7 protein-coding genes and 2 tRNA genes are annotated in these 6,226 nt (G+C 67.9%); 2 read left to right on the forward strand and 7 right to left on the reverse strand.

The annotated features are described in order from the left end of the window. Positions 1-45: 45 nt before the first annotated feature. The 5 genes from rpmG to Pme01_RS30530 form a co-directional block, all read right to left on the reverse strand. Positions 46-213, reverse strand: coding sequence for a 50S ribosomal protein L33 (gene rpmG / locus Pme01_RS30510; RefSeq protein ID WP_167925014.1), 168 nt, complete (start codon positions 211-213; stop codon positions 46-48). A 103-nt stretch (positions 214-316) separates the two neighbouring features. Then, a tRNA-Met gene (locus Pme01_RS30515) sits at positions 317-389 on the reverse strand. 29 nt (positions 390-418) lie between these two features. Further along, positions 419-494, reverse strand: a tRNA-Thr gene (locus tag Pme01_RS30520). A gap of 103 nt (positions 495-597) precedes the next feature. Continuing rightward, complete coding sequence (locus Pme01_RS30525) at positions 598-2,901, reverse strand: putative bifunctional diguanylate cyclase/phosphodiesterase (RefSeq protein WP_373315558.1); 2,304 nt, start codon at positions 2,899-2,901, stop codon at positions 598-600. A gap of 750 nt (positions 2,902-3,651) precedes the next feature. Further along, complete coding sequence (locus Pme01_RS30530) at positions 3,652-3,873, reverse strand: hypothetical protein (RefSeq protein ID WP_168116168.1); 222 nt, start codon at positions 3,871-3,873, stop codon at positions 3,652-3,654. 150 nt (positions 3,874-4,023) lie between these two features. Between Pme01_RS30530 and Pme01_RS30535 the strand changes: the two genes are divergently transcribed. Beyond that, entirely contained in the window at positions 4,024-4,380 is a 357-nt protein-coding gene (locus Pme01_RS30535) for a DUF6401 family natural product biosynthesis protein (RefSeq protein WP_239088565.1), read from the forward strand. On the opposite strand, the gene Pme01_RS30540 is transcribed toward Pme01_RS30535, so the two are convergent. Further along, positions 4,377-5,036: an adenylate kinase family protein gene (locus Pme01_RS30540; RefSeq protein ID WP_168116167.1), complete on the reverse strand. Its 660-nt coding sequence runs from the start codon at positions 5,034-5,036 to the stop codon at positions 4,377-4,379. The two genes, Pme01_RS30535 and Pme01_RS30540, sit on opposite strands and share 4 nt — an antisense overlap. A 158-nt stretch (positions 5,037-5,194) precedes the next feature. Here Pme01_RS30540 and Pme01_RS30545 point away from each other — a divergent pair, with 158 nt between their 5' ends. Further along, on the forward strand, positions 5,195-5,950 hold the full coding sequence (locus Pme01_RS30545; protein WP_168116166.1) for a hypothetical protein: 756 nt from the start codon (positions 5,195-5,197) through the stop codon (positions 5,948-5,950). 95 nt (positions 5,951-6,045) lie between these two features. Here the strand turns inward: Pme01_RS30545 and Pme01_RS30550 are convergent. Then, a partial coding sequence (locus Pme01_RS30550; RefSeq protein ID WP_203935990.1) for a hypothetical protein occupies positions 6,046-6,226 on the reverse strand: 181 nt, incomplete at its 5' end.

A 6,226-nucleotide genomic window follows, 5' to 3' on the forward strand; every position in this document is an offset into this window, starting at 1 on the left:
CACCCCGGTACCGGGGTGGCCGCCACTTCAACGTGTGAGCGAGTGTCAGCGCGTCTCGCGGTGCGCCGTGTGCTTGCCGCAACGCGGGCAGAACTTCTTCAGCTCGATGCGGTCCGGGTCGTTACGGCGGTTCTTGCGCGTGATGTAGTTGCGCTCCTTGCACTCCACACACGCCATAGTGATCTTCGGACGTACGTCGGTCGCCTTAGCCACGGCGGAGTGCCTTCCTCGAAAATGGGTCAACTACCGGCGTACGACAGTAGCGCGCGCCGAGAGAGGTCTGCAAAGCGGGTGCCTGCGGACCTCGGGTTCACCGTAGCGGTGGCCGGACTTGAACCGGCGACACAGCGATTATGAGCCGCTTGCTCTGCCATCTGAGCTACACCGCCGCGTCGGGCCCCGCCTTCGGCCGAACCCGTGGAGCCCCCTTACGGAATCGAACCGTAGACCTTCTCCTTACCATGGAGACGCTCTGCCGACTGAGCTAAGGGGGCGGGTTTTCACCCAGCACGAGCGAACCTCGCTCGCGCACCGGGTAAGAGTACACGCAGGATGCGCAACGACGAAATCGAGTACCGGTTCGGCGCGCCGCGCCCCTCACTGCACCGCGCGAAGCCAGCGCACGTCGCCGGCCGCCGTCGACTCGCCCTGGCCCAGCGCCGTGTACCAGGCGTTCAACCGCTCGTACGGCAGCGGCCGGCTGAACAGGAAGCCCTGCCCGACGTCGCACCCCATGTCCTCCAGCAGCCCGAGGGTGCGCTCGCTCTCCACGCCCTCCGCGACGATGGTGAGCCCGAAGTTGCGCGCCATGTCCACCGCGGTCCGCACGATGGCGAGATCGCCGGGGTCGGTCGCCATTCCCTGGACGAAAGTACGGTCGATCTTGACCTCCTGTACCGGCAGGCGCCGCAGAGCCGCCAGCGACGTGTACCCGGTGCCGAAGTCGTCTACGGAGAGCCGTACCCCGAGGTCGCGCAGCGCGTGCAGGGTCGCCAGGGCACGAGTGGGATCACCGTCCACGCCACCCTCGGCGATCTCGAGCGTCAGGCGGGCCGGGTCGACGCCGTACTCCCCCAGCAACTGCGCCACCTGAGCCGGGAACGCCGGGTCGAGCAGCGTACGCGGCGAGAGGTTGACCGACACCGTCAGCGCCCGGCCCGCCTCCTCCCACTCGCGGACCCGGCGCAGCCCCTCGCCCAGCACCACCTCGGTCAACCGCCCGAGCTGGCCGGTGTGCTCGGCAACCATGACGAAGTCCTCGGGAGCGACCGCCCCGTGCACGGGATGCTCCCAGCGGGCCAGGCACTCGACCCCGACGAGGCGACGGTCCCGCAGACCGACCTTCGGCTGGAAGTACACCCGAAGGTCGCCCTCGTCGAGGGCCTGCCGCAGGTCGTTGGCGAGGCCGACTCGACGGACCGAGCGGGACTCCAGGCTCGAGGTGAACAGTTGGACCGACGGGCGACGACCCTTCGCGGCGTGGGTTGCCACATCGGCGTACTGCAACAGCGTCGCCGAGTCGGCGGCGTGGTCCGGGTGGACGGCCACCCCGACGGCGCAGTCGACGTCGATGGTGAGTACGCCGTACGCCATCGGCCCCTGTAGCGACTCGCGGATCGTGACCGCCAGCGCGAGCGCCGCCTCTGCGTCGGCGGTGCGCACGGTGAGCGCGAACTCGTTGCCGCCGACCCGCCCGACGAGCGCCGCGGGCGGCGCGAGGTCACGCAGCCGCCGGCCCACCTCGGCCAGGAGCCGGTCGCCGGCGGCGTGGCCGAGCGAGTCGTTGACGTGGCGGAGCCGGACGACGTCGAAGAGCAGCACCGCGACGACGTCGTCGGGAGTCTGGACCTTTATCGCCTCGCCCAGGGCGCTGAGAATTCGGCGGCGGTTGGGCAGGCCGGTGAGCGCGTCGTGCTGCGCGTCGAACCGGAGCCGCTCCACCAGCCGGGAATTCTCGACGGCGACACCGGCCTGCGCCGCGACGGTCTCCAGCAGTCGCACGTCGTCGGGCGTGAAATGCGAGGCTTCTCCGAGCCGGTTCACGACCTCGAGCGTGCCGATCACCGCGTCGCCCGATCGCATCGGCACGATGATCGCGTCTTTCACGCCCCGTTCCGACACGACGTCGGCCCATTCATGACCGCTCTTCTGCGGCCCGACGAGAATGGTCTCGCCCCGCTCCATCGCACGACTTCGCAGCGAATCGGGGGTGCCGGCGATATCCAACAGGCCCCGGTAATCGGCCCGGGCGGAAAGCAGCATCTCCGGATGACGCCCGGAGGCGGGCATCCACAGGGTCGCGTACTCGGCGCTCAGCAGTTCGCGCAGGCGGGCAAGCAGCGGATCCACCAGGACCCCGTCGCGGCCGCTCTCCGTGATGGCGCGGGTCAGCGCGTACAGCTCGTTGAGGCTCTTGTGCTGGCGCAGGAACTTGCCGTACGAGCGGTACGCCTGGACGAACACCACGCCGAGCCCCGCCAGCAGCAGCAGCGACCAGATGCTCTGGTGCAGGACGAGCAGCACCACGAGCCCCACGGTCAGGTTGACGGCGGCGACCACAAGCCCCGGCACGGCGGTCCGGACGAGCGCGACGCGGGAGATCCGGCCCTGCACGAGGGTGATGACGCCGATGACGGCCACGAGGCTGACCAGAACATTGGCTCCGGCTGCGGCGGCCAGCACCAGCCAGGTCCGCGGGGCCACGTTGTTGAAGGGCCAATCACGGAAAACAATTGCTCCGGCAAGGGCCGTTCCGGCCAGTTTCGTCGCCAGATTGAAGCAGTACTTGACGGGCGTCAGTTTCACCCCGACCTTTACCGCGACGGCGGCCACCATCCGGACGGTCAGGACGGTCAGCGGGGGTAGATAGAAAAGGCTCAGCAGGAGCGGTATCTCGGTCAAGAAAACGGCGATGGACTGGCGACGGACCTCGAACGTGAGGTTTACGGCTTCACTGACTCCGAACAGTGCCAGAAACAGAAGGGCAACCGGCCAGCGACCGAAGGGCTGGAAGTCGGAGAGCGCCATGGGGATGATCGGAATGAGCGATACAAGCACCAAGGCGCCAGTGATGAACCACGCTAACTCGGACGATCTGGGTTGAGCAGACACGGCCCGTGCCACGGCCACTCCCTCACGACCGGCTCACCGGAACCGGTCCGGCCGCCTATCCCAAGATCAGCGCCACTCGAAGTCCTGCGTGGTCATGACACTGCCGACCGCCACCGCGAAGCCCATCAGAGCCAGGGCAACCGAAGCGAGCCGGTACGACCACCGGCCACGAGTACTCTTGCGCATCTTGATCTTGCTCCTGTCCTCCTACACGGGTCCATCAGCGGTAGGGGTAAGCAAGATAGTGCCACATCTGCCGGCGCGAAGAAAACATAGTCGCTATAGCCGACCGAAGGGCTCGGGGGTTTCGTCCTTTCGGCTAATTCCGACCAGGCGCCCAGGCGGACGAGTGGTGCGGAACGGACCCAGAAGGCCATGCGGTGGACATTAGCCCTTCCGGTCCAGCCAGCTCCGTCACGGAGAGCACCGAAAGGAGGCACTCCGGTCCGCCAGCGTGACGCTACGTCGACGATCCCGCCGAACGGGCGCCCTGGAACAAGCGGCCGGAGTGCGCACCTCTGCCCACTGCCACCAGGGAGGTCAGATGGAGACCTCTCGCCATCCGTCGCCCTGGCTGCCCGTGAGAACATCGACCATGGTGAGCGCCGCCATCTCGTTGTCGAAGGCGAACTCCCGGCAGCGCCTGGACAGGCTGCCGCGGCTTGCCTCGACGCGCCAGTGACCGTTGTCGTTCCACAGAAAGACGTCCCGACGGGCCGGGTTGGCGAACCGCCCGTTCCACCAATGCTTCCGTCGCTCCATACCAGAATTAGAACATGCGTTCGAACCACGCGCCACCATCGACTGCCATAGTTCACCCCGACGGTGGAGTTCACGCGTCCGCCCGGCGCTATCGGGGTGCCAGTCGGTCACCTCACCCCTCAACGAGCGCCACTGCCCTACATTGAGTTAATGAACAGCGAACTGCCGGTTACGGCCGACCTCGCGGCGGCGACCGCCCCGGAGGCCGTACTGGAGGGCATCATGGCCCGGGTCGGCGCCGCCACCCTCGCCGTCGCCGCGGTGGCCCCCGGCCTGATGGCCGCGGTCGACCAGCACGCCGCAGCGGTACGCGAGAGCCTCGCGGCGAGCGACCTGCCCCTCGCTGCGGTCCCGCTCGCCGGGTACGGCTCGTCCGTGGCCGCCGCCGCCATTCGGATGGGCTGGCGGGTGCCGGATCCCGCGGAGGTGGACTGGTCGCGGGCCCACTGGTTCCAGCTACGGCTGACGGCCGTGTGCGCACTCGCGATCGAACACGACTGCCTCTAGTCGTCCTTCTTCTGCACGTACTCCGGCAGCCCCAGCTTGCGCCGGATCTCCCGCTGCACGCTGGCGACGTCCTGCCCGGCGTCGACGGTGATGACGAACTCCTTGCGACGGAAGATCTCCAGTACCGGGTCGGTCTTCTCGTGGTACTCCCGCAGCCTCGTCGCCAGCGCCGCTTCGGTGTCGTCCTCCCGCCGGACCAGCTCGCCACCGCAGACGTCACAGCGGCCCTCGACCGTCGGCCGGTCGGCGATCAGGTTGTAGTCCATGCCGCAGTCGGCGCACAGCCGGCGGGCGAGCACCCGGCGGCGGACCTCCTCGTCAGGAAGGTCCAGGTAGACCACGGCGTCGATGTCGTAGGTCTCCAGGAAGAACTCGGCCTGGTCCCGGCTGCGCGGGAAGCCGTCGATGACGAAGCCGTAGTTCCAGTCGTGCAGTTGCAGCCGCTCGTGGACCAGCGACTCGACCAGGTCGTCGTCGATCAGTTCGCCCGCCGCCATGGTTCGGCGGACCTGCGCGCCGATCTTGGTGTGCTGCGTGATGTGCCAACGGAACATGTCGCCGACGGTGATCCGGACCAGGTCGAGGTCGCGGGCCAGCAGGGCGGCCTGCGTGCTCTTGCCACTGCCTTGAACACCCATGATCACGTACTTGCGCATAATGCGACTTTTCCAGCGCAACGGACGTTCGGCAACTTACGTCCTGTCCGCTCTCTCCGGCGCACGCCGGAATCGTTTGGCCGGACCCTGGCGGGTAGAGACTGAGCCCGGTTCCGCTGCACGTCCATGCCGCAGGCCTTGCGAGGGGATGGTGCGACGTGGAGGCGAGCGCGTTCGAAGTCGCGATCGCGGGTGGTGTGGGCGTTGTGGTCGGCGGCTTACTGACCCTTACCGGGGCGGCGCTGCAGGGGCACCACGACACGGTGGTGCGACGGGCTCAACAAGCGCACGAGGGACGGCTGGCCTCGTACCGGGAGCGGGTGGACGCGTACGACGAGGTTCTGGCGTTCTTCTCGCGTACCCGCGACGAGATCGAGAACGTGATCCTCGAGGACAAGCCCTGGGACGAGACCATCTCGGATCCGGGCCAGCGGGCCCGAATCGACGCCCTGATGCAGGTACACGGCACCGACGCCTTCCGCGATCTCGCACTCCAGTGGCGGCAGGTGTTCGACCAGGTCCTCTTCACGCTGGCGCGGTGGCGCTGGTTGGACGACCCGAAGAACAGCAATGCCGACGAGACCGCCAGCGTGCGCGCCCAGTTGGAGAAGGACCAGGCCCGGCTGCAGGCGGCCATGGACCGCCTGGAGGATCAGGCACGCCTGGACGTACACATGACGGCCTTCCAACCCACGGTGCGGCGAGTGCCAGCAACCGGGCCGACCCGGGTCGTCGGCACCCTGATGATCACCGCCGCCGTCCTGCTGATCACCGCACCCGTGTGGACCGGGGTACTGCCGATGATGCGGCGTACCGCTGGCGCGCACCGGGACCTTGTCGCGTTCGGCCTGCTGGTGGCCGGCGTCGTGATCATCCTGGGCGGCGGGTTGTGGACCCGGCGCAGAGCCGGATAAGCGGCCTGGCTCCCGCCCCGGAGAGCTCCGGTGCGAGAGCCAGATCCCGGCGCGCCGAGCGGAGAAGTCAGACCCGGGTGCCGTAGCGCCAGCGACTAGTCGTCACAGTCGTCCGATTCATCGTGCTCCCACTTCTTCTGGTCCCACTTCTTCTTCTGGTCCCACTTCTTCTTGTGGTCCCACTTCTTCCCGTGCGCGTCCGACTGCTCGCCGTCCGACGATTTCGCCTCGTCCGAGGTCATCGCGTCGTCGGACGCTTCCTCGTCCGTCTTCATC

The sequence above is a fragment of the Planosporangium mesophilum genome, assembly GCF_016863255.1.
Taxonomy (GTDB): Bacteria; Actinomycetota; Actinomycetes; order Mycobacteriales; family Micromonosporaceae; genus Planosporangium; species Planosporangium mesophilum.